Here is a 22,466-nt window from a genome sequence, read left to right as displayed (position 1 = left end):
GTGCAGCAGGCGCTGCTGAAGATCATGGAAGGCACGGTCGCATCCGTGCCGCCGCAGGGCGGCCGCAAGCATCCCCAGCAGGAATTCCTGCAGGTGGATACCACGAACATACTGTTCATTTGCGGCGGCGCTTTCGCGGGCCTCGAAAAGATCATCGGCCAGCGTGGCAAGGGTGCGGGCATCGGCTTCAGCGCCACCGTCCAGTCCGTCGAGGACCGCAAGACCGGCGAGCTTCTGAAGGATCTGGAACCGGAAGATCTGCTCAAGTTCGGCCTGATCCCGGAATTCGTCGGCCGCATGCCGGTTCTGGCGACGTTGGAAGATCTCGACGAGGAGGCGCTCGTCACCATCCTCACGCAGCCGAAGAACGCGCTCGTGAAGCAGTACGAACGCCTGTTCGAGATGGAAAACGTCAAACTCACCTTCTCGGAAGAGGCGCTTCGTTCGATCGCCCGCAAGGCGATTGAACGCAAGACCGGCGCGCGTGGTCTTCGGTCGATCCTGGAGGCGATTCTGCTCGACACCATGTTCGACCTGCCGACGCTCGAAGGCGTCGAGGAAGTCGTCATCAGCGCGGAGGTCGTCGAGGGCAAGGCCCGCCCGCTCTACATCTACGCAGAGCGGCAGGGCGACGTCGGTACAGGTGCCTGACCCGAACTGAACAACGAAAAACCCTGCCCTGGCAGGGGGTTGAAGGTGGCCTTGAAAGCGGAAGCTCTCGGGGCCATTTTCATTTTAACCAGTAGGCCCGCCAACGCAGCGCGCCGGCCGGAACACACGAGGTTCCGGCAGACTTTTCGTCCGGAACCGCTTCAATGAACGGGGCGGTCCATCCGAATCCCGGTATTCTGGACGGACAAGCGGCAGATCAGCATTCATTCAGATTCGAATGGTAGGCTGGAGTTTCGTTGCGGGCGGCAGCATTTGTAAGGCAGGTATCCGAGCATGACAGACACAGACGAAAACAGGCAGACAGGCGGATCGGAGAAGGGCGGGGCTCTCGTTCTTCCGGTGTTGCCGCTGCGCGATATCGTCGTCTTTCCCCATATGATCGTGCCGCTCTTCGTCGGTCGCGAAAAGTCGGTGCGCGCGCTGGAAAACGTGATGCAGGACGACAAGCAGATATTGCTCGTCGCCCAGAAGAACGCGGCGGACGACAATCCGGACACGGACGATATCTACGAAATCGGCACCGTCGGTTCGGTGCTTCAGTTGCTCAAGTTGCCCGACAACACCGTCAAGGTGCTGGTCGAGGGCGTCCGCCGTGCGCGCGTCAAGCGCTACACCGGCAACGACGAATTCTTCGAAGCCGAGGTCGATGCGATCGAGGAAGCGGATGGCGAGGGCGAACAGCTCGAAGGCCTGTCGCGTTCCGTTGTGTCGCAGTTCGAGGGCTACGTGAAGCTCAACAAGAAGGTGCCGCCCGAGGTTCTGGGATCGATCGGCCAGATCGACGATCCCGCGAAGCTCGCCGATACCATCGCGAGCCACATCAACATCAAGATTCCCGAGAAGCAGGAGCTTCTCGAAATGGCCTCCGTCAGCGAGCGTCTGGAGCGCGTCTATTCTCTAATGGAAGGCGAAATCAGCGTCCTTCAGGTCGAGAAGCGTATCCGCTCGCGTGTGAAGCGCCAGATGGAGAAGACGCAGCGCGAGTACTATCTGAACGAGCAGATGAAGGCCATTCAGAAGGAACTCGGCGACGGCGACGAGGGCAAGGACGAGATGCGCGAGCTCGAAGAGCGCATCCAGAAGACCAAGCTTTCCAAGGAAGCGAACGAAAAGGCCATGGCTGAGCTGAAGAAGCTCAAGCAGATGAGCCCGATGTCCGCCGAAGCCACCGTCGTGCGCAACTATCTCGACTGGCTGCTGTCTGTGCCGTGGAAGAAGCGGAGCCGCGTGAAGAAGGACCTTCTGAACGCCCAGCAGATCCTCGACACCGACCACTATGGTCTCGACAAGGTCAAGGAGCGCATCGTCGAGTATCTCGCCGTGCAGACCCGTTCGAACAAGCTGAAGGGGCCGATCCTCTGCCTCGTCGGTCCGCCCGGCGTCGGCAAGACCTCGCTCGGCAAGTCGATTGCGCGTGCGACCGGCCGCGACTTCGTGCGCATGTCGCTTGGCGGCGTCCGTGACGAAGCGGAAATCCGCGGTCACCGGCGCACCTATATCGGCTCGATGCCCGGCAAGGTCATCCAGTCGATGAAGAAGGTGAAGCACACCAATCCACTCTTCCTGCTCGACGAGATCGACAAGATGGGTTCGGATTTCCGTGGCGATCCCTCGTCGGCCCTGCTTGAGGTTCTCGACCCCGAGCAGAACAACGCCTTCGCGGATCACTACCTCGAAGTCGACTATGATCTCTCCGACGTCATGTTCGTGACGACGGCGAACACGCTCAACATTCCCGAGCCTCTGATGGACCGGATGGAGATCATCCGCATCGCTGGCTACACGGAAGACGAGAAGGTCGAGATTGCACGCCGTCACCTCCTGCAGAAGGCAATCGAAGCGCACGGCCTGAGGAAGGGCGAATGGTCGATCAACGACGAAGCCCTGCGTCACCTGATCCGCGTCTACACGCGCGAAGCCGGTGTTCGTAACCTTGAGCGCGAGCTGAACAACCTCACGCGGAAGGCCGTGAAGGAAATCCTCACCACGCCGGGCAAGAAGTCGATCGAGCTCACGATGGAAAACATCGCGGACTATGCCGGCGTGCCCAAGTACCGCTATGGCGAGGCCGAGGGCGAGGACCAGGTCGGTATCGTCACCGGTCTGGCATGGACGGAAGTCGGCGGCGAGTTGCTCACCATCGAAGGCGTCATGATGCCCGGCAAGGGCCGCATGACGGTGACGGGCAACCTGCGCGACGTCATGAAGGAGTCGATCTCGGCGGCGAGTTCCTATGTCCGCTCGCGGGCGACCCGCTTCGGCGTCGAGCCCCCGCTTTTCGACCGGCGTGACATCCACGTCCACGTGCCGGAAGGTGCGACCCCGAAGGACGGTCCCTCGGCGGGTACCGCGATGACCGTGGCTATTGTCTCGGTGATGACGGGCATCCCCGTGCGCAAGGATGTGGCTATGACGGGCGAGATGACGCTCCGTGGCCGCGTGCTGCCCATCGGCGGTCTGAAGGAGAAGCTTCTGGCCGCGCTCAGGGGTGGCATCAAGAAGGTGCTGATCCCGCAGGACAATGCCAAGGACCTCGCCGACATTCCGGACAACGTGAAGAACGCCCTGGAGATCGTGCCGGTGAACACCATCGATGAAGTGCTCAAGAATGCGCTGACCCGCATGCCGGAGCCGATCGAATGGGATGAGGAGGCCTGGCTCGCCGAGCAGGCCGCGTCCGGCCGGCGTCAGCCCGAGGCCCCGGAGCAGGTTATGGCACATTAACTGCCTGAAACCGCCTCCATTGGCGAAAAGAATAGAAACGGGAGCCACTTGGCTCCCGTTTTTCATCTCCGGAATGCCTGCATTTTCCGCAGAAATCCTTCGATTTTGCTTTGACCCCCTTCTTGGCCGACGAGTAGACTCCTGAGTCTCAAGGGAATCCCTAGATTCCCGCCATCGCATCTGGAGGGGCCTCACGTGAACAAGAACGATCTGATAGCAGAAGTGGCGGACCGGAGCGGTCTATCCAAGGCCGATGCGACCAAGGCCGTCGACTATGTGTTCGATATCATCACGGCCTCGCTGAAGAAGGGCGAAGAGGTCCGGCTCGTGGGCTTCGGCACATTCAATGTGTCGAACCGCGCGGCCACCGAAGGCCGCAACCCGCGTACCGGCGAGACCATCCAGATTCCCGCGTCGAAGCAGCCGAAGTTCAAGGCCGGCAAGGGCCTCAAGGACGCCGTCAACTGACATCGGCCAACGACCGGCGGGGCGGCATGTCGCCTCTGCCGGTTGTGGTCGGCGCTCTCGCCGACCGGGCGATTAGCTCAGTTGGTAGAGCGCCTCGTTTACACCGAGGATGTCGGCAGTTCGAGTCTGTCATCGCCCACCAGCGCCGCCGTTTGGCGGCGTTTTTCGTTTCAACTGAATGCTTTGGAGGACGTCAATGATCGATCCGGGCGCGAAGTCCCTGAAGGGCAAGACGGCGGTCGTCACCGGCGCCGGCAAAAATATCGGCCGGCACATCGCCGAGCATCTGGCCGCCATCGGCGCCAATGTGGTGGTCAACGGACGGGGCGACCAGGCCGCGGTCGAGGAGACCGCGGCGGCGTTGAAGAAGGACTACGGCGTCGAGGCGCTGCCCTTCCTGGCCGACGTCACCGACCGCGCCGCCGTCGACCGCATGGCGGCGGCGGCGATGGACGCCTTCGGGCGGATCGACGTCGTCGTCTCGAACGCGGCGCTCCGCAACCAGCAGCCCTTCCTGGAGATGTCCTACGAAGAGTGGCGCAATGTGCTGGGCGTGGCGCTCGACGGCGCCTTCAACGTCTGCCAGGCCTTCGGCCGGCACATGGTCGCCGGCGGCAATGGCGGATCGATCGTGACGTTGAGCGGCATTTCGAATCGGGTCGGCACGCTGAACCGAATCCACGTGAACGCCGCCAAGGCCGGCCTCGAGGGCTTCACGCGCGGCCTCTCGCTGGAACTTGCGCCGCATCGGATCAACGTGAATTCCGTCGCCCCCGGCATGATCGACACCAGCCGCGGCGCGAGCGCCGGCGCCCGCCCGTCGCTCGGCGACCGCGGCGTGCCGCTCGACCGGATGGGAACGCCCGACGAGATCGCCGGCCTCGTCCGCTTCCTGTGCTCGCCGGAGGGGGCGTATACGACCGGGCAGACGATTCACGTCAACGGCGGCGTTTACATGTCGTAAGCGACGCATGAGCTATTGACGCGGTCCGCGCCGGTCCTTAAAACCCGCGTTCTCTTGAGCGGGTGCCGAAGCGGCCCTGCCCTGGGGGTGTAGCTCAGTCGGTTAGAGTGCCGGCCTGTCACGCCGGAGGTCGCGGGTTCGAGCCCCGTCACTCGCGCCATTTCTCTCGAAATGGTTTCCGTGTAAAGCATTGAAGTTAAACGATATTTTTGATCTCGTTTGCTTCGCTTTGCATAAAATGGCCGGAATCTGTGGACCAAAATGGGACCAGATTGTGGACCAATGGTCGGCGTCATGAAGCGCGTCGACGACAATTCCTACCTCGAACAGCGAGGCCGCGTCTGGTGGTATAACCGCCGTGTGCCGAGTAAGTTCGCGCACCTTGATTCGCGCAAGCGGATCAAGGAATCGCTGGGGACCACTTCAATCGACCAGGCTCGCTACAAGCGCGACTTGCTGGCCGAAGCCGATGACCATTACTGGGCATCGTTGAAGATCGCCGAAGAGGTCGGGCCCTCATCCAGTCGGGAAACTTCGGAGGCCGTTCGTCGCCGCTATCGCATGGCGACCGTCAAGGCGCTGGCGAGCGGCTTCACCTATCAGCCCATCGACCATCTCGCGACTGTTGCGCCGCTTGAAGAGGCGCTGGCACGGCTGCTTGCGGTTCATCAGAACGCAGGGCCCGCCGAAATCCCCAAAGTGCGGGACGCCGAAGCGCTGCTTGGCGGCGCGCCGAAACCGACTGTCAGCGTGTCCGAGGCTTTCGAAGTCTATGTGAACGAGATCGCGTACAACGCGCAGCTGTACAAATCGCCGAACCAACGCGCATCGTGGGAGAAAACTAAGCGAACCTCAGTTCAGTATTTTATCGACTTTGCCGGTGACATTGCCCTTGAGGAGATCACCCGTGACCTCGCGCTCAATTACCAGAAGCACTGGGCCAAACAGGTCAGACCCAAGGATCAGAACGCAAAGCCGGTCGCGCCTAACACCGCTAACCGTCACATCGGCAATATCCGTTCGCTCTATGCCGATTACTTCAAGCACATTGGCGAAGAGGAACGTCCGAACCCCTTCCGCAATATGCACTTCAAGGCGAAGGCGAGAACCGAAGTGCCGCCATTCTCATCCAACTGGGTGCGGGAGAAGATTCTTGCGCCGGGTGCTACCCGTAAATGGCGGCCGGAACTGCAGCTCATTACGCTGATGCTGATCGAGACAGGATGCCGACCGAGTGAGATCATCAACCTACGCGTTGAAGATTTTCACATTGATGAGCCGGTGCCCTACATCTCCATCCGCGCACGGACGGACCGCGAAGTGAAGACCGACACCTCCGAGAGGGACATTCCGCTGGTCGGCATCGCACTCGAAGCGGCAAAGCGCGCGGCGCCGAAAGCCTTTGCCCACTACTACGACAAGGGCGAGCTTTTCTCCGCCAACATGATGAAGAACTTCCGCAATCGCGGCCTGCTGGAGTCGCCCGACCACAAGATCTACTCATTCCGCCACGCCTTCGAGAAACGCATGCAGGAAGCCAATATCGACTACGGCCTGCGATGCCTGCTCATGGGCCACAAGACGACAAGACCCGTCTATGGCGACGGTGGCTCGCTTGAGTATCGGCGTGACGAACTGCTCAAGATCATCCACCCGTTTGATCCTCGGGTGATGGAGTTGTTTGATCGCGAAAATGTACTCTGGGCAGTCGGCGGCTCCGCAAAATCATGAGTCAGGCTTTTGCGCTTTGTGTCGCTCGAGAATGTGCGCAGCAGACGACATCCAGGACAAGTCTGCGCCAAAGGAGGCGGCAATCGCGTGAAGGGCGGATGCGTTTGCGACCAAAAAGCTCCAACATAAATTGATGTACTCGGTTCCGGTTGCAGCCAACGCCCCGCCCGGAATACTTCCCGTGATTGCCGCGCCGCCGAGAGCGGCGCCTGTGAACAAGGCTGCGGTCCCAACTTGCTTTAGAATGAACCGAGTCAGGTTGCCGAACGTGTGTGCGGCGTTCTGATTCGACCGGCCTGGCTGGGGGCCGTGCCCTATCTGCGACGATGCCTGTACAACGAGTTCGCGGACGTCATCGGCAAACAGGCTTCGTGCACTGGCAACGGCATCGGCAAAATCATCCGCGGCCCTTCGCATTGCTTCTGTATCTGATGGCGTCCGTTGATAGGCGGCAGAATTCTCGGCGATCCTGCGTCCTTCCGGGTGGGCCATAATGTAAGCGCGGTTCAGGTCCAGCACAGAGGACAGATGCGCCTCAACACTCAACGGGAATGACGGAAGATAGTCCCGCGCGATCGCTTTTTCGGTTGCCTCACCGACGTTCGCCAGCCGTATGCCGCGAGAATAAACCTGCGAAATAGAAATCGAATCAGCGCTGATGGTAGCGTGATAGCGCTGCACGGCATTCAGAAGATCCGTATGCGCATTCGTTCCATTGAGTTCGTGTAGTAAATCCTGCGTTGCCTCACGTAACTCATCGAGCAAAGGGTTGTTCGCATCCGGCGTCGTCGCATCAGGAGGGATCGCCATATGGATCAGGCCATCACCGCCGACCTCAAACGCTGGCTCAGCAACGGCCTCTGGAAGGCCTTGAATTAAATCTTCAAGGTCGCGCGCGATTGCGGAAACTTCTAAATCATCCGGCTCGTTGTCCTCATACTGATCATAGTCCTCGGCACTTGCGACGGGTGCCCAATCCGTCAATCCGTCAGATTCGATTTCATCGACAGCAGCTTCGATGACGTCGTCGGGCAAGTCTGGGAAGTTCTCAGCCAGTTCCTCGCGTGCATCGTAAGGGCCGCCATAAATCCATTGGTAGCCGCCTTCGGCGCTGATATAGGGTAGCCGCTGGGCCGGATCTTCATAACGCTCAAAGAACCATTCAACCAGCGCGTCTATCTGCGCCTGTCGGTCTTCTTCGTCTATTCTTTCGTCGCCGTCTTCGTCCGGGTCTGGCGGTTCGTGTTCCAGTCCAAACTCAAGGTTGTTCAGCAATTCATGCGGGCCGACATCGGTCTCGCGATAATTTTTTGCGCCTATTGGATATTCCCAAATCGACCAGGTGAGCTGCCCAAGCTCCGGATGTTCAACGACTGCCGAATAGGCTGTTTCCGGTCCCATGCTGCGTTCTTCACTGGAGACGCTTTCGAAGTCGAGCATGTCGGCATCAATCTCATAGACCTGACCGCTCTGAGCGTGACGGATATGTGCGGTTCCATTTACATAGACCATTCATGTTCTCCGTCAGATATAGAATTTGAACGGCTGCTTTCCGCCGCCTCTCGCGCTACCCATAATCAGAACGTCACCGACTTTATTCGCGAATCGGATGGTGACGGGCAGGCCGTCCGAGTAGTTGCAGGCGTTGTAGTTGATTTTCGTCAACGCCAAGATGTCGGACAGCACCGTTTCAATATCCGGTCTTTCGCCGGATGACTTTAGTACAGTCACGTTCAGAGGGTTTGGCGTTTCTGGACCAATGTATGTGTCCAATCTCGGTGCGTAGCCGGATGTCCAGAGGAAGGCGTTATTCTGATCGAGGATCATGGCCGTGCCGCGCAAGGTTGGATACTTTCCGTCCCGGAACAGCTTCACCTGGCCGGTCGTCGTCTTAATTCGAACACCGACGATATTCGTTTCCTTGGGGGCGGCTGCCTCAAAGGCGCGCCATTCTTCGCTCGAAAATCCAGCGCGCCCGTGGATGAAGAGTTCCTTTGGGGGTGCGCCGAATTTCTCCTCATACGTCTCAAGGACTTTGCCGATGAGATCCCGGGCGGCGGTGCTCTTCAAGTGGAACTCGCCGTTTTCCGTTTGCCAAGGGCCATTTGCTCCACGGAAGACGATCCCGTCGCCTTCTGACAAAAACATCTGTGCCGCGCAGCATGCATGATTGTTCCTGTCATTTGGGAGGTTCTTGAAGACGAGCCCAACATAGCAGACGCCATCGCGCATATTAGCGATCTTCCACGGCGGTTCGGCCTGCGTTTTGTAGTAGAGACCAGTAGCCAGATTCCAGGCAATTGTGGCTGCATCCTGGACACCGCGGATAGGATAGCCGTGGGCATTTGTGAATGCTTCCGGCGCAAGCGTTGTTTCCCGCACGAGCTGCGAAGTGTAGCCCAGCTTCAGAAGCTTGGCTTTTGCCTGACGATGGAAGTCCGGAACGTCATCGAAGATGTCTTCTTTCGTAAGATCGATTACATCTTCCAGAAGCGGCAAGTTGCTGCGCTGCTTCTGACGCTTCACATATTCGCCAGGAGATAGAGTCACGCCGCTGCGCCGAGCCTGGCGTGTGCAACGCGTATAGATAATTTCTGGCAGGACAAACGCCCAGACGTCGGGACGTCTTTCTTCGTTTTCGTCATGATGGCGAACGCGTTCGAGAAAAACTTCAACTGTCTGGGCGACCGCTTCATGGTGGTTTTGCAGGGCTGTGGTTGTCTCAATCTTGTCGCCGTCGACCACGTATTCAATGAAGTCTCGGGGGTCGAAGCTAACACCAAAGGCCGCAGGCATCCCCGGAAAATTGCTGAGATGGAGACGATGTTCCTTGTCCGTCTTTTTTGGGGGCGGCACAAGCACATCGCCGAGCACGCTGCGCCCCCAGCGCCGGAAATATTCCAGTCCCTCTGTTGTGCCGATGACGCCTATGGTGATGACCTTGTTGCGATCATCCGCTTTGTGGGGTCCGTAGAGATATAGCCCGTCTTTGGGATGGTCCGTCGATTGACCGAAACCGAATGAGAGAGCTGGTTCCGGGAGGTGAATAAGTCTCGGCGTAACGACGTCAAATTTCATTTCTGCGCCTCCTCTTCATCGGAGGTATCCCCATCCTCGGGGTCAAAATCGCCAGCCAGAGTCGAGGGATCAGTTTCTTCGGCGTCCTCGTCGTCATGGACGATCGGTGTCGTCACCGGTGAAATCATCTGTATAGGCATTACGTTGAGGACGAGATTGCCGCCCGCGCCGATGGGAAGTGAGATATAGGAATCGCCTCCCGCCACAAGCTCCAGAAACGCCATCATGCGACCGTGCCAGGACTTGTTCCTCCAGCCCTTGCAGTCGCTGCGCCGATGACGGTGCTGCCTCTCCTTATCGTCGATGATGCTGCCCTGACGGTCCTCATCTCCTTTAGCGTTTTCCTTGATATCCGAAAACAGAACCCGAGCCTTGAGCCGGAAATGGGGGAAGGGATAGAGATTGGGAATTGCGCTCACGCCGTAGGACCAAACCCGCCCCTTTGCGACGTTCCGCAGAACCGACCTACGCTTGCCTTCCTTTGGCCCCCATGCCACGCGTTCGTTGATGCGAATCTGCGCGGGGGCGGCATGATGCCCGAGACCGCTCGCCCACCCATATTCTTGAAACCCGATCGAAGAGAGACGTCGCTCCCAGGCCTGACGGAATAGCGCGACTAAAATATTTTTGGCTTCACGACTCTTTATGTCGAGTTCCGACCACCCCTTTTCCATGAAAGATGAAAGGCGACTCGTAGCAATCGTCTTGATCGGTCCGAACCCCTCGAAATGCTCGGCCATTTCCAAGGGGGAAGCGAAGGTGATGAAACCAGATAAGTGAGGATAAGTGGGAAAAGCGAAGCTGTTCGCGCGCCTTTTCAGCTTGTCGCGATCGCAAGGTCCAGTCGGCGCGACATAAGCGATCTCGTCTGGCGCGTTTTCGATCGCGACCCAATTGCTGGTCAGGGTTTCGGCGCGGTTTTCCAGTCTGATCTCATTTCGCCTTCGGTGCTGCTCCCATTGCGGCTGAATCAAAGGTTCATTGAGTTTTGGGACGTTCTGCTTTTCGAGCGTCTCTAACAGATCAGCGAGACCATCCGCATAGCTATCTTCGAAGTTCAGATATTGTAGTTCTCCCATGCCGAAGACTTTGCGGAAGCTCCTAACGCGAAGCGGTATCGTGAATTTTTCATCACCGGTCGTGCGGGAGACGTCGGCTGCAATGCCAATTTCTTCCTGCACGCCGTTTTTATGCAAGCCATCTCCGGCGCAAATCAGCAATTGCTTTACCGCCCGGTCCTGCAAAGTACGGGTCAATGTTTTTCGCCAGCGTTCACCTCCTTCGAGATTCAGAATGTCGGCGAAAACCTGGTATCCTGCAGCCTCAAGGCGCGGGGCGAGCCACTCTGTGAATTCATTATCCTCTGGCGTCGCTTTTGTGACGAAGAGGACAGTGCGCTCATTCTGTGTTTTTTCCATGGAGCATTCGATTCAGTGGGATCCGACTATTTATGTAATTCAATTTTATGGAGTTTTCTGCGTGGTATCTGCAGAAAACAGTCGCTTGAGTCTTTCGTCGGTTTCCCATGCAAGCGCTGGAATACCAAATCTTTCTCCCCGAAACTCACATATCGTGTGCACGCCTGTCTTGTTGAACCATAGCCGCCAGGTCTGGTTTTGTGTCGGGGTTGCGGCGGCGAAGGCGGCGCAGGAGAGAATAGCCGCATTTGGCCGGTGCTCGGGATCGCGCACTGACGCATAGCGGATCAGCCCGATACTCTCCGCACGCGCAGCTTCTTCGAGTTGCTGGCACGCTTCGTAGTCGTTTGGATGCGTCCAGAGGTTGGCAGCGTCGCTAAATGGCTTTGACATGAGATCTATGGCTGCGTCGGTGCGGACCGGCACGTCGAATGTGGTGTGCTCGCTCGGCTGCGCCGGAAATGGCGTGCCCGGAGAGTCTGCGTAGAAGAGCAGCAAATGAAACGCGGTTTCGATGATCGCTGTCGCCGGTTCTTCGGACACATAATAGACGCCGGGCGTCGGTCCGGCGCGGCGGAACCGCGAGCCGTTCGGATAGAGGCCGTAGCGGAACGGCGTCATGTAGAGATAGTGGAGCCCTGCGCAGTCGGGGGGTACAGGCGGCTTTGTTTCTTCGAGCATGTCTTCGAGAAGACGCTGCTCATCCAGCGTATCAACAAGCTGAAGCGTGGAGACGATGTGTTGCGCCTCCACGCAGCGCCAGAAAACGCGGGATACGCCTTGCCGCTCAGAGCGGAGCGCGTCTGGAATCCAGATAGGCAAGGCCATGGGTCAGTCCTGTAATCGTCTTGATCTGATCGAGTGGACGACCGCCAAGCGCCCGGTTTTCATTGCGTAGCCAGGCGTTGGCCACCTTGCCGTCGCCGCCGGTGATCGCATCAAGCGACCGGAACAGGCGAACGAACAGCGCTCCCAGTTCAAACGGCTTGGTGCCTTCCTCCAGCCGGAACTCATCCTTGCGCATCCGCGACACGGTCGGTTCCGAAACCCCCAAAATCAGGGCCATGTCCTTCCCGGAAAGACCAAGCTTTTCAGCGGCCCGGACCACGGCCATGGTCATCACCCGTGCCCGTTCCTGTGCGTCGATGGCTGCTGTTTGGGACATTGAGCGATCCTTTCCACTGAAGGGATATATAGCGGTTCTTTCTGAGGAAATCAAGAGCGCCCTCGCTTTCTCGGCCGAGCGGGCATGTTCGCGCCGATGGCGTCCTCGATCCGGTCGGCCGCCGAGGCCCGCTCGCGGACTTCCCGGTCGAACCGGTCGAACAGGGGAAAATACTTCTCACCGCAATGGCGCACGACGAGCGCCGCAATGCGGCGGCCTTTTTCAAGATCATGCAGGCTGAGGCTCATTGGGGCGCCAGACCCTTTGCTAGTTGGTCTTCGTCCGGTTCCAGACCATGACGCCGGTGCCGTCCTTTTCATTCTCGAAGAAGGCGGCGCGCACGGGGCTGGCAAAGCTTGGATCGTCGAGCTTGACGGCGAGGTACGGGGTTTCGCCGTCCTTGCTTTCCTGACGCCAGGCCGCACCGAGTTCGGCCCCGCCGGCATAGAGCCGGAAGTCGGGTGCGCCATCTGATGCCTTGTCACTGTTCGGGACAAGCTGTGCTTTGACGTTGATGGTCATGGTACGGATGGTGCCGGTATAGCTGCCATCTTTCAGGGTGAACGTGCCGATCTGCGCCATGGGTTAGTCTCCTTTGCTGGCGTTGGAATGAAGGGCGCGGCGCGCCCGTTTGAACCCGGCATCTGACGCCAGGAAGCTTTCGATCATGGCGGGGATGAGCGCTTCGGGCTTTTCCTCCGCGCCATAGGTTTGCCGGTAGATTTCGGCATAGTCGCTGAGGGCGCTGGCGAGGTCGGGATCGACCGAGAGGCTCATACGCACCGGGGTGCGATCGGGTAACTGTCCAAGGCGTAGGGTCATCTGCTTGTTCCTTGTGGATGGGGTCTGAGGATGAGGTCGCGGGTGACGACCACGCGCACGGGCCAGCCCGGCCGCACACGGACCGTCGGCTGAATGCCAAGGTTGCGTTCGACGACGCGCTGGCCGGCCTGGTTGACGGTGTCGGTCGTGCCGCGTCGGATCGCGCGTTCGAGATCGCCGTCACCGTCTGCACCGAGTTCTGCGCCGACGCCGAGAATGGTGGCGAGGCCTGCTGCGATGAACACGCGGTCCCAATGATGATCGGTTCGATCCGAGAGACCCGCAAAGCCTTGCGCATCAGCGCCTGGCGCGGAAATCACAATCGACGACCCGTCCGGGAAGATGATCCGGTCCCAGGTCACGAGTGCGCGGTCCTGCCCGAAAGAGACTTCCGACTGGTAGCGCCCGATCAGGCGCGAGCCCTGCGGGATGAGGAGGTATTGGCCGGTGACGGTGTCATAGACGGGCTGGGTGAGCTGCGCGACGATCGTGCCCGGCAGGTCTGAGTTGATGCCCGTGACCATTGAAGCCGGAATGAGCGTGCCAGCCATGACCTGATACGGCGAGGCAGGGTCTTCCACGCCGTGTGGATTGTAGATGTCGCTTGCTGGTCCTTCGCTCGTAAAGGCGAGCTTGCGGGACTGGAGATTTGTATCGATAGGCTGTCCGAAAGCGGACCGTGCGCCTTGCGGCAGAGCGGCGAGCGCCAGAAGCTCAGAACCCAGATCAAGCGCGGGGTCTCGATAAGCAGGACGGGTGTCGGTGGTGCTTGCCGTGCCGCTCTGAGAATCGAGTCGGAAAAAGACCGGTGCGCGGGCGGCTTCATCGGCAAGGGCGGCCTCGCGCATGCGCCTTGCACGTTCGGCCTCGTCGGCTGGGTTCGGGCGAAAGTCATCCTCGAACCGGGTCACATATTCCGGTTCGATACCGAGCTCGCGTTCGGCGCGCAGCATGGTCGCGCCGAGATCGCCCGAAAGCGGTGGGCCAAGACGCGTGACGCGGTCCTCGACGGATGTGATGTCGCTATAGCTGGTCGGAAGCGTTGAGAGACCTTCGGGCTTGCGCGTGTTCGTCGTGTTGTAGAGCTCGCGACGGGCATCCGGATCGGTAGCGGTTGGCGGTTTGAGGGCAACGCTCATGGCTGCGAACAGGGCGAGCACGCCGAGGCCTGCGCCGACCATCAATACTTTGCGATTGATCCGCGTCACCGGCTTCGGGCTGGAGCGGATCTTCAGCCGCTCGGCATGTTCGTCGAAGGGAATGGGCTCGGACATCGGCTCAGTTCCCGAACAGGCCAGCCAGCGGCGAGCGCCGCTCGTTGCGTGAGATTCGCACCACGGTCTGGTTCCGCTCGCCGAGGCGCAACTCGGCCGCACGGAACAGCCGGTCCACGACATAATAATTGCCGCGCACACGGTAGTTCACCAGTTCCGCATCACCGTCCGTGCCGAGCACGAAAAGCGGCGGCATGTCGGTTGTGGCGATGTCCTCCGGCATCTGGATGAAGACCTGACGGCCATCATCAAAGACGCGGACAGGCTTCCAGTCCGGACTGTCGCCGGAGAGGCGATAGTCGAAGTTCAGGCCTTCCAGCGTCAGGCCGCGCTCAATGCTTCCCGCGTCCCGTGCGATCGCGCGCTCATTGCGGGCAGTGAGGCCTGCGAGTTCATCCGCGGGGTAGCGCCAGGACAGAGCGGCCATATAGCCGCCGCCCGTGCTTTCAAGTTCCAGATGATAGGTGCGCCGGTCCGTGGCGATCATCAGATTGGTGCGAATGCCGGAGGAAATCGGTTTGACCAGCACATGCGCGCGGGAAGTGTTTCCAGAGCCGGAGATCGTATCGCCCACGACCCAGCGGACCGTGTCGCCTGCCGAGACCGAGACCAGTTCCTCGCCCGGCTGCAGGGCAATGTCCGAAACCTGTCCGGGGCTGGCATAGAGCCGGTAGAGCGCGCCTTCTGTATAGGGATAGACCTGGATCGCGTTCACATAGCCATCGACCGAAGGTTCGATAAGCGCGCCGGTGCGGCCCTGTCTGATGGCTTCAGCCGGTGACACTGAGGGACGCGATATCGTCCTTGTGTAGGTCCGCGTCACGCTGCCATCGGCATTGGTGGTGACACGCGCGCCGATGGGCATCATCTGGCCGGGCAGCGGCAGCGCGACGGCGGTTTCGACGATCTCCACCGGATAGTCGGTCCTATCCTCGACGGGCTTGGCCGCGACAAAGGCGCTCGCATCGATAGGTTCAAGCTCGGTCGTGGCGCAGGCCGTGGTAAGTGCGAGGGCCGAAGTGGCAAGCAGAATACGAAGCATGGGGATCATTCTCCTGTAACGAGGTCCTGACCCCAGTTCAGGGCATGGACATAAAGGCCGAGCGGATTGGCGCGCAGGGTCTCTGCATCCGTCGGCGGCTGGGTGATGATTGTGAAATTGCCGGTGAACCTTTGGGCGCTGACGAGCGCACCATTCTCATAGGTCTTCTCGATCCAGCGGGCCTGGAAGCTGTCCTCCGAGACGCGAACCACGCTGACCACGTCCACGGTGCGGGATTTGCGCCCGACATCGGCGAAAGGATCATTGGCGGAGGCGTATTCGTTGAGCGTGGTGGCGGCGCGGTCGGTCACGAAGTCATAGGCGCGCAGCCAGTTCTCGCGGACGACGACAGGGTCAACGGAAAGCCCCCGGACATGTTCTATGAAGTTCGCAAGGTGATGGGCGATCTGGGCATCGGTCGGCGTGTAGCTTGTCGTGGCCGGAGCCACAGCGCGGGCCGCACCCGTCTCATCGACTTCGACCACATAGGGCGTGACGGTGGATTGCATCGAGCGCCAGACCAGCGCGCCGGAGGTGACGAAGCAGAGCCCGAGACAGCCGAGCGCCATGAGCCGCCAGTTCTTCGCCTGCACGCGGGCGGAGCCTATTCTTTCATCCCAGACCTGTCCGGCCTTCTGATATGGCGTCTCGGGGAACGGGCTGCGGCCGTAGCTTGAAGATGAACGCTTGAACGCCATAGATCAGACCTCCTGTCTTGTTGGGTTGAAGCGGGAGCCTGCGGGCCGCTGCCGCGGCGTTCTTCGCCTACAATCCATCCCCCGGATGGATTGTTTTGCCTGCGGCAAACCGGCTGCGAACTCCCAGATCTGGCCCGCCTTCTGGTAAGGCGTTTCGGGAAACGGGCTTGGTCCATAGCTGGAGGAGGATCGCCTGAAAGCCATCGTCTAGTCGTCCTTGTCTCTGAGGGTGGGGTTTGCGCCCGAAGCGCCGCGATCACCGTCGCGCAGGGAGTGCGCGGCCATCTGGCCTGCCTGTCCCATGCGCTGGCTCGCCTGCATGCGCCGCGCCCAGCCGGGGCTTTGGCTTGATGATGATCCGGAGGCAGAGTTTTGCATGGACGCGGCCTCAGACCCGCCGGTGGCGCGCCAGGCGCCCTGACTGCCGCGTTGGTAGGCGTCTCTGAGGGCTTGAGCCGGGCGCGATGCTGTGCGACGCATAGCGTCGCCGCCTGCACGGGCGACACCGGCAAGGCCTGCGGCGACGCCCGCTGCGCCGGATGCGCCAGAGGCGACCGATCCCAGCGTATAAGAAGTGCGCGCCGCGCCGGCCATGCTGGCGCCGGCCTTGACGGCGGAGGACGCCCCGCCCGCGACGGCGCCGACGGCAGCGCGGCCGCCCATCCCGGCGACATAGGTTCCGGCTGTGACACCGGCGGCCGCGCCTGCGGCGGAACCCGCGCCGAGTTGCGGCGCACCGGTGATCAGGCCGGAGGCGATGCCGGGCGCAAAGATGCCCATCCAGAAGAAGACGATCGCGGCGAGCACCGTGCCCATGACTTGCGCGAGCGTCACATCATCGCCGGTACGGAACGCATCGGTCACGGATGAGAAGAGCGTCGAGCCGATGCCAATAATGACGGCAAGCACCATCAGCTTGATGCCCGAGGTGATGACATTGCCGAGGACGCGTTCAGCCAGGAACGTCGTCTTGTTCCAGAGCGCAAACGGCACGAGCACGAACCCGGCGAGCGTCGTCAGCTTGAACTCCAGGATCGTGATGAAGAGCTGCACGGCCAGCACGAAGAAGGCGACCATGATGATCGCCCAGGCGATGAACATCACCGCGATCATGATGAAGTTATGGAAGAAGGAGATTGGCCCCAGCATGTCGCTGATCTCTTCCAAGAGCGGCTGACCGGCGTCGAGACCGACACTGGCGATGAAGCCGGGGCGCAGGAGATCATCGGCGGTCATGGTCCCGCCGCCAGCGGTCACGCCAAGCTCCGCGAAACTGTCAAAGACGATCCCTGCGAGAAGAGAGAAATTGCCAATGATGAAGGCGAAGAAGCCGACATAGAGCACCTTCTTGAGGAGCCCGGCGATCACGTCCGTGTTCTGGGAGAGCGCCCAGAACAGGCCTGCCAGCGTAATGTCGATAGCGATGAGCGTGGTCGACAGGTATGCGACATCGCCCGCCAGCAGGCCGAACCCGCTGTCAATGTAGGCGATAAAGGTCGCGAGAAATGTGTCGATCACGTCCATGGGGCGCTACTCTGCGAGGAAGGCCCGGGTGCGGGCGCGGCCGCGTTCGGCCTCGGCCAGCTGGCGCGCGCGTTCCAGCGCCTCGGCGCGGTAATGGGCGGCCATCATGGCTTCCATCTGCATCAGCTGCTCAGTCTGCAGGGCCTCGATCTGGTTTCCCGCCTGCGCGACCTGGAGATTGCCGACGGCGGACTGGCTGTCGGCGATCAGCCGGCCGAGACTGTCACTGTCAGCCCGCGCTGTGGAGACGACCTGCGCCGTGACGGTCAGACTGTCCCGGTAAGCCGTGCGGGACTGACGCCAGCGGGCGCGGGCCTCTTCGACGAGGACGGCCTGGCGCGGCGGTTCACTGCCATAGTCTTCAGGGTACACCTCTTCATACTCGCGCTCGATTTCCTCGACGCGGTAGCCGATGCCTTCGGCCTCGCGCATCAGCTCCTCGATGCGGCGCATGCGGCGCAATATGTCGTCGACGATACTATCGGGCAGCGCCTCCAGATCGCGCGCCATGTTCTCCAGCATCTCGATTTCATGGGTGAGCTGCTGGATTTGCTGGTTCACTTCCTGAAGCGACCGGATCGCCTGGTAGATGTTCTGGATGTGATTGGCCGGGTCATAGACCGTCCATTGGGCGGCGGCTGGCGGGGCGATGAGGATGGAGAGCGGCGCGGCGCAAATGAGGGCGGAGGCAAGGAAGCGTTTCATCGGGGGCTCCTATTCGGCGGCGATGGCGTGGACTGATTGGATCGGATCGGCGGCTTCAGGCGCATGGCCGGGCCAGCGGGTGAGCAGCTCAGCCGCCCAGGGCAGGCCTTTCTCGATCAGCCAGCAGGCAGCAAAGCCGTCGCCTTCCGTCTCGGCCCAGATGCGGTCCATGCGGGCCTGATTTTCCGGCGAGGACGCCCCGCAAACCGAGAGGGCGATGGGTCCAAGTCCCAGATCAAAGACGCGCGCGCCGAGGGGTGACTGGTAATAATAGTCGCGCTTCGGCGTGGCTCTTGAGATCAGTTCGATCTGGCGGGTATTGAGTCCGAAGCGCTCATAGGTCTCTTTCGATTGCGGTTCCTGCGCGCGTTCATTCGGGAGGAAGATCCGTGTCGGACAGGACTCGACGAGTGCAGGCGCGATGCTTGAGTTCGCGATGTCGGCCAGGCTTTGTGTTGCGAACACGACAGACACGTTCTTCTTGCGCAGGGTTTTGAGCCATTCGCGAATGCGCGCCGCGAACATCGGATCATCGAGGAACAGCCAGGCTTCATCTAGGATGAGCAGCGTTGGTTTGCCGGTGAACCGGGCTTCAAGTCGGTGGAACAGGTAAGTGATGACGGGGGCGACCGCGCCTTTCGCGTGCATCAGCTCTTCCATCTCGAAACAGACTGTATCGGCGAGGGCGAGGCTCTCCTGATCGGCATCGAGAAGGCGGCCATGCGGGCCTTCCAGCGTGAACGGGTGGAGCGCCGATTTGAGCGTGTCGTCCTGCAGCATCAGGCTGAGGCCTGTCAGCGTGCGTTCGTTTTCAGGCGCTGAGCTGAGAGACTGGATCGCTTCCCAGAGCCGGGCTTTCAGGTCCGGCGTCATGCTGACGCCTTCATTTGTGCAGAGACCTGTCAGCCAGTCAGCGGCGAAACTCGCGCCATGTTCGGTGTCGATGTCCTTCAGGGGCTGGAGGCTTGGGGCGTTCGAACTGCCAAGGTCGATATGCGCGCCGCCCATGCAAAGCGTTGCAGCGCGCGCGGACCGGCCCTTGTCGAAGATGAAGACCTGGGCGTTTGTGTAGCGCTTCCATTGCAGGGCGAGCAGGGACAGGAGCACGGACTTGCCCGCGCCGGTGGGACCGACGACAAGCGTATGACCAACATCGCCAATGTGGAGATTTAGGCGGAACGGTGTTGTGCCGTCGGTCTGTGCCTGGATGAGCGCAGGGGCTTGTAGGTGTCGATTGGCGTCTTCGCCCGCCCAGACCGCAGACAGCGGCACCATATGGGCCAGGTTCAGCGTGTGCAGGATGGGCTGACGGACATTGGCATACGGATGACCGGGCAAGCTCCCGAGCCAGGCATCGACGGCGTTCAGGGTCTCGCGGATTGCGGTGAAGCCGCGGCCATTCACGATGCGCTCGGCCACGCGGATATGTTCGTCCACCACGCGCCGGTCGGGATCGGCGACAGTGATCGTTGTGGTCACATAGCCATAGGAGACAAGGTCGGAGCCGAGTTCCTGTAGCGCGGCGTCGGCATCACCCGCCTTATTGTCGGCGTCATTGTCTACGAGGGCCGCCTGTTCATTGAACAGGGTCTCGCGCAGGACCGCGCCGATCGATTTGCGTTTGGCGAACCAGTGGCGGCGCTTCTTTCCGAGCACTTTTTCAGCTTCGGCCTTGTCCATGGCGATGAAGCGCGTTGCCCAGCGATAGGCAAAACCCTGCCGGTTCAGCTCATCAAGGATGCCCGGCAGGGTCGAGGCCGGAAAACCGAGAATGGTCAGCGTGCGCAAATGCGCGTCACCGATCATCGGCTCCAGCCCGCCAGCGAAGGGCTCATCGGCGAGCACGGCGTCGAGGAAGACCGGCAGCTCAGGCGTCACAACAGGATGGCGCTTGATCGAGATGGTCGAGTGGAGATAGGTCAGCGTCTCATCGTCAGTTAGCTTACCAATCTCGGCGAGGCAGGTGGAAAGGAGATCGAAGACGCGGTCCGCGTGCTGCTGGAACGTCTCCAGCCGGTGCCGCCAGGTCGCGGCATCTTCGGTCTCAGCGCGCTGGATCAGCGCCTTCTCGGCGCGGCCCGTCGCATCGGCAGGCGGTAGCCAGAGGAGGTTTAGATAGTAGGCACTCTCGAACCGGGCGCCGCTTTCTTCGGCTTGCAGCGCGCGTTCCTGATCGATGAGCCAGGACAGCGCATCTGGAAACTCCGCCTCCGGATAGTCATGCACCTCGTGGCGCTGCGCCTCGAAGAAGAGCGCCCAGCCTGAGCCAAACCGGCGCAGGACATTGTTGACCCGGGCCATAACCGAGACGAGTTCTTCCTCGGTCGAACTTTCAAGGTCAGGGCCACGATATTTGAATGTCGTCTGGAAGCTGCCGTCCTTGTTGAGGACGACGCCCGGCGCAACGAGACAGGCCCATGGTAGATAGTCGGCGAGAAGCGTTGGTGTGTCGGCATATTCACGCAAGTTCAGCATGTCAGATGCTCCTTGTGGCGCGTCGAACGGCTCGCAACGGCCATGAAATCCGGATCAGACCGCGCCATGAACACGGCCGCTGAATGCCCGACGGTCCAGAGCACGAGGCCCGGTATCCAGAGCTGGAGCCCAAGGCCGACCGCGGCAGCGAGCGTCCCGATGGCGATGGCGGCCGTGCGCGGTGCGCCCGCCATCAGGATCGGCTCGGTCAGCGAGCGATGGAGGGGGATTTCATAGCCTTCCGCCACTAGACCAGCGCTCCGCCGCCAAAGCTGAAGAAAGTCAGGAAGAAGCTGGTGGCGGCGAAGGCGATCGAAAGACCGAACACAATCTGGATCAGCTTTCGCATCCCGCCGCTGGTCTCTCCGAAAGCCAAGGTCAGACCGGTCAGCGTAATGATGATCACCGCGACGATCCGCGCGACGGGCCCTTCAATAGATTGCAGGATCTGATCGAGCGGACCTTCCCAGGGCATGCCGGAGCCTGCCGCATGGGCGGGACCGGCGATCATCAGGCCGAGGCCGATACAGGCCGCGACCTGAACCGTTCGGTTTACGGTCTGAAGGTGGGTGTAGAGGGTCATAGTGTTTCTCCATGTTGGACGAGGGACAAAGAGCGGGAGACGAGCGGCTGGGTCTGGTAGCCCTCGCCGTCAAAGCCGGTGACGCGGAGCGCCTCTTCAACGCGGCGCTGGCCGCCCGCGCGGTTCATGAACACGACGACGTCAATCGCCTCTGCGATGAGGTCGAAGGGCGCGCGCGGTGTGGCTTCCAGTGTCAGCTGTTCAAGCCGCGCTAGCGCGCCGTGGGCGGAGTTCGCATGCAGCGTGGTGATCCCGCCGGGATGGCCGGTGTTCCAGGCTTTGAGCAGGTCGAGCGCTTCAGCCCCGCGCACTTCGCCGATAATGATCCGGTCGGGGCGCAGGCGCAGGGTCGAGCGGACAAGGTCCTGCAGGCTGGTGCTGCCGCGATGGGTTCTGAGCTGGACGACATTGGGTGCGGCGCAGCGCAGCTCCCGCGTGTCTTCAAGGATGACGATGCGGTCGTCATGTAGTGAGGGCTCTGCCAGCAAGGCATTGGTAAATGTCGTCTTGCCAGAGGACGTGCCGCCGGCGATCAGAATGTTCGCATGCGTTGCAATCGCGTCCTTGAGCGCTTGGGCCAGCGCAGGCGCCAGCGCGCCCTGGGTGACATAGTCGCCGAGTTCAAACGGTGTGGTCGCAGGCTTGCGGATGGAGAAACATGGCGCGGTTGAGACGGGTGGGAGAAGCCCTTCAAACCGCTCGCCGCTGCCGGGGAGTTCAGCAGAGATAATCGGGGAGGTGCGGTTTGCGGCTACTCCCACCCCAGAGGCCACGAGCCGGATGACGCGCTCGCGGTCGGAAGACGGGAGAGTGTGTTCAGAGATGATGAGGCCGATGCCAGCCTTCTCGATCCAGACCGATCCATCAGGATTGGCCATGATTTCGATCGTATCTGGCGCTTCCAGCGCTTCGCGCACCACAGAACAGAACGCGGTGCGCAGCATTGCGCTGCGACGGTCTTCTGTTTCGCTTTGGTGCGCGGGCTTGTCCATTTCATAAGGCTCCTGTCACTCACGTTTCCGAGTGACCAAAGCCTGACAGCCCATGCGATTTTCGGGGAGTGGGACTGCGGGCCATATCCAGCAACGCCCCGCGACCTGCTGCAGATGAATGCAAACGCGAA

At 60.8% G+C, this 22,466-nt stretch carries 22 protein-coding genes and 2 tRNA genes; 7 read left to right on the top strand and 17 right to left on the bottom strand.

Going from position 1 to position 22,466, the window contains the following annotated elements:
* From B2P82_RS05745 to B2P82_RS05715, 7 genes are all read left to right on the top strand, one after another.
* Window positions 1–651 (top strand): ClpB D2-like domain containing protein (locus tag B2P82_RS05745; protein ID WP_290495714.1); only part of this gene is annotated, 651 nt, incomplete at its 5' end.
* Window positions 652–945: 294 nt separating this feature from the next.
* Window positions 946–3,396 (top strand): endopeptidase La, encoded by a 2,451-nt coding sequence (gene lon / locus B2P82_RS05740; RefSeq protein ID WP_290495712.1) that lies wholly within the window; start codon window positions 946–948, stop codon window positions 3,394–3,396.
* Window positions 3,397–3,591: 195 nt separating this feature from the next.
* Window positions 3,592–3,864 (top strand): non-specific DNA-binding protein Hbs, encoded by a 273-nt coding sequence (gene hbs / locus B2P82_RS05735; RefSeq protein ID WP_290495710.1) that lies wholly within the window; start codon window positions 3,592–3,594, stop codon window positions 3,862–3,864.
* Between the two features lie 66 nt (window positions 3,865–3,930).
* A tRNA-Val gene (locus B2P82_RS05730) sits at window positions 3,931–4,006 on the top strand.
* Between the two features lie 54 nt (window positions 4,007–4,060).
* Window positions 4,061–4,828: an SDR family NAD(P)-dependent oxidoreductase gene (locus B2P82_RS05725; RefSeq protein ID WP_290495708.1), complete on the top strand. Its 768-nt coding sequence runs from the start codon at window positions 4,061–4,063 to the stop codon at window positions 4,826–4,828.
* An 83-nt stretch (window positions 4,829–4,911) separates the two neighbouring features.
* Window positions 4,912–4,988, top strand: a tRNA-Asp gene (locus tag B2P82_RS05720).
* A 134-nt stretch (window positions 4,989–5,122) separates the two neighbouring features.
* Complete coding sequence (locus tag B2P82_RS05715) at window positions 5,123–6,559, top strand: DUF6538 domain-containing protein (protein WP_290481384.1); 1,437 nt, start codon at window positions 5,123–5,125, stop codon at window positions 6,557–6,559.
* On the opposite strand, the gene B2P82_RS05710 is transcribed toward B2P82_RS05715, so the two are convergent.
* The 17 genes from B2P82_RS05710 to trbB all read right to left on the bottom strand — a co-directional run bounded on the left by B2P82_RS05710 (window position 6,554) and on the right by trbB (window position 22,335).
* Complete coding sequence (locus B2P82_RS05710; RefSeq protein WP_290495706.1) at window positions 6,554–8,071, bottom strand: hypothetical protein; 1,518 nt, start codon at window positions 8,069–8,071, stop codon at window positions 6,554–6,556. The genes B2P82_RS05715 and B2P82_RS05710 overlap by 6 nt on opposite strands.
* 12 nt (window positions 8,072–8,083) lie before the next feature.
* Window positions 8,084–9,433 carry an argonaute/piwi family protein gene (locus B2P82_RS05705; RefSeq protein ID WP_290480835.1) on the bottom strand — a complete coding sequence of 450 codons (1,350 nt, stop codon included), beginning with the start codon at window positions 9,431–9,433 and terminating at the stop codon, window positions 8,084–8,086.
* 200 nt (window positions 9,434–9,633) lie between these two features.
* Complete coding sequence (locus tag B2P82_RS05700; protein ID WP_051602527.1) at window positions 9,634–11,055, bottom strand: toll/interleukin-1 receptor domain-containing protein; 1,422 nt, start codon at window positions 11,053–11,055, stop codon at window positions 9,634–9,636.
* Window positions 11,056–11,100: 45 nt separating this feature from the next.
* Window positions 11,101–11,883: an RES family NAD+ phosphorylase gene (locus B2P82_RS05695; RefSeq protein ID WP_290495704.1), complete on the bottom strand. Its 783-nt coding sequence runs from the start codon at window positions 11,881–11,883 to the stop codon at window positions 11,101–11,103.
* Window positions 11,843–12,220: an antitoxin Xre/MbcA/ParS toxin-binding domain-containing protein gene (locus B2P82_RS05690; RefSeq protein WP_035549543.1), complete on the bottom strand. Its 378-nt coding sequence runs from the start codon at window positions 12,218–12,220 to the stop codon at window positions 11,843–11,845. Before B2P82_RS05690 ends, B2P82_RS05695 begins: the two co-directional genes overlap by 41 nt.
* A gap of 50 nt (window positions 12,221–12,270) precedes the next feature.
* The gene (locus B2P82_RS05685; protein ID WP_035549544.1) at window positions 12,271–12,468 is read right to left on the bottom strand and encodes a hypothetical protein; all 198 of its coding nucleotides are present in this window, start codon (window positions 12,466–12,468) and stop codon (window positions 12,271–12,273) included.
* Window positions 12,469–12,487: 19 nt separating this feature from the next.
* On the bottom strand, window positions 12,488–12,802 hold the full coding sequence (locus B2P82_RS05680; RefSeq protein ID WP_035549546.1) for a DUF736 domain-containing protein: 315 nt from the start codon (window positions 12,800–12,802) through the stop codon (window positions 12,488–12,490).
* Between the two features lie 3 nt (window positions 12,803–12,805).
* Window positions 12,806–13,042 carry a DUF2274 domain-containing protein gene (locus B2P82_RS05675; protein WP_035549547.1) on the bottom strand — a complete coding sequence of 79 codons (237 nt, stop codon included), beginning with the start codon at window positions 13,040–13,042 and terminating at the stop codon, window positions 12,806–12,808.
* The gene (locus B2P82_RS05670) at window positions 13,039–14,316 is read right to left on the bottom strand and encodes a TraB/TrbI/VirB10 family type IV secretion system protein (RefSeq protein ID WP_290495703.1); all 1,278 of its coding nucleotides are present in this window, start codon (window positions 14,314–14,316) and stop codon (window positions 13,039–13,041) included. Before B2P82_RS05670 ends, B2P82_RS05675 begins: the two co-directional genes overlap by 4 nt.
* Window positions 14,317–14,320: 4 nt before the next feature.
* Window positions 14,321–15,358, bottom strand: coding sequence for a P-type conjugative transfer protein TrbG (gene trbG / locus B2P82_RS05665; RefSeq protein ID WP_112061497.1), 1,038 nt, complete (start codon window positions 15,356–15,358; stop codon window positions 14,321–14,323).
* A 5-nt stretch (window positions 15,359–15,363) separates the two neighbouring features.
* Window positions 15,364–16,056, bottom strand: coding sequence for a conjugal transfer protein TrbF (gene trbF, locus B2P82_RS05660; RefSeq protein WP_035549550.1), 693 nt, complete (start codon window positions 16,054–16,056; stop codon window positions 15,364–15,366).
* 207 nt (window positions 16,057–16,263) lie between these two features.
* Entirely contained in the window at window positions 16,264–17,580 is a 1,317-nt protein-coding gene (trbL, locus tag B2P82_RS05655) for a P-type conjugative transfer protein TrbL (RefSeq protein ID WP_035549552.1), read from the bottom strand.
* Between the two features lie 6 nt (window positions 17,581–17,586).
* Window positions 17,587–18,285 (bottom strand): P-type conjugative transfer protein TrbJ, encoded by a 699-nt coding sequence (trbJ, locus tag B2P82_RS05650; protein WP_035549553.1) that lies wholly within the window; start codon window positions 18,283–18,285, stop codon window positions 17,587–17,589.
* A gap of 9 nt (window positions 18,286–18,294) precedes the next feature.
* A complete protein-coding gene (gene trbE / locus B2P82_RS05645) occupies window positions 18,295–20,760 on the bottom strand; it encodes a conjugal transfer protein TrbE (protein WP_035549554.1) in 2,466 nt (821 codons plus the stop codon).
* Window positions 20,754–21,008 (bottom strand): VirB3 family type IV secretion system protein, encoded by a 255-nt coding sequence (locus B2P82_RS05640; protein WP_035549555.1) that lies wholly within the window; start codon window positions 21,006–21,008, stop codon window positions 20,754–20,756. The genes trbE and B2P82_RS05640 overlap by 7 nt, the downstream gene beginning before the upstream one ends.
* Window positions 21,008–21,343, bottom strand: a complete 336-nt coding sequence (locus tag B2P82_RS05635) for a TrbC/VirB2 family type IV secretion system protein (RefSeq protein ID WP_035549557.1) — start codon at window positions 21,341–21,343, stop codon at window positions 21,008–21,010. Before B2P82_RS05635 ends, B2P82_RS05640 begins: the two co-directional genes overlap by 1 nt.
* Window positions 21,340–22,335, bottom strand: a complete 996-nt coding sequence (trbB, locus tag B2P82_RS05630) for a P-type conjugative transfer ATPase TrbB (protein ID WP_290495700.1) — start codon at window positions 22,333–22,335, stop codon at window positions 21,340–21,342. The genes B2P82_RS05635 and trbB overlap by 4 nt, the downstream gene beginning before the upstream one ends.
* Between the last annotated feature and the right edge of the window lie 131 nt (window positions 22,336–22,466).

The sequence above is a fragment of the Hyphomonas sp. UBA4494 genome (assembly GCF_002388935.1).
In the GTDB taxonomy this organism is placed as follows: Bacteria; Pseudomonadota; Alphaproteobacteria; order Caulobacterales; family Hyphomonadaceae; genus Hyphomonas.
Note: the sequence above shows the minus strand (reverse complement) of the source record. Positions and strands in the feature narration are given on the sequence as shown.